Here is a 394-nt window from a genome sequence, read left to right as displayed (position 1 = left end):
ATTTAGCCCCATCCCTATCCAGCGGATATGTCGGTGTAATGGAATCCCTAGACAGAGGCGAAACTAAGTCCTTATTTAGTACTCGATCTGTTCCTTGTTGAACATAAGCCACGATAAGACGTAGCGGTTTATCGCCTATGGATTGCTTTTTATACTGAGTCGGATATAATACTGATGTTCCATCTGCTCCTACTAGCCCCCATGCAACGATGTCATAACCTTCTGCTGAGGTTTCAATTCCACCAAAATTTTCATTATGTCCACCTTGAACCAAATACATTTTCAATTGAGAGCCTTGCGGAATATTAGAACTAGAGAATCCATTTGGTGGAGTAGGAATTTTCCCCTTAACTATAGGTTTTTCTCCTGCTTTTCCCTCTACATCTTGTTGAGC

Annotated in this window: 1 pseudogene; it reads right to left on the bottom strand. The window is 41.4% G+C overall.

Going from position 1 to position 394, the window contains the following annotated elements:
• Nucleotides 1–394: pseudogene (locus WKI42_RS10695) on the bottom strand (DUF1542 domain-containing protein); the annotation flags it as partial.

The sequence above is a fragment of the Streptococcus pseudopneumoniae genome (assembly GCF_038148935.1).
GTDB classification, from domain to species: Bacteria; Bacillota; Bacilli; order Lactobacillales; family Streptococcaceae; genus Streptococcus; species Streptococcus pseudopneumoniae_U.
This window is presented reverse-complemented; position numbering and strand designations above follow the sequence as displayed.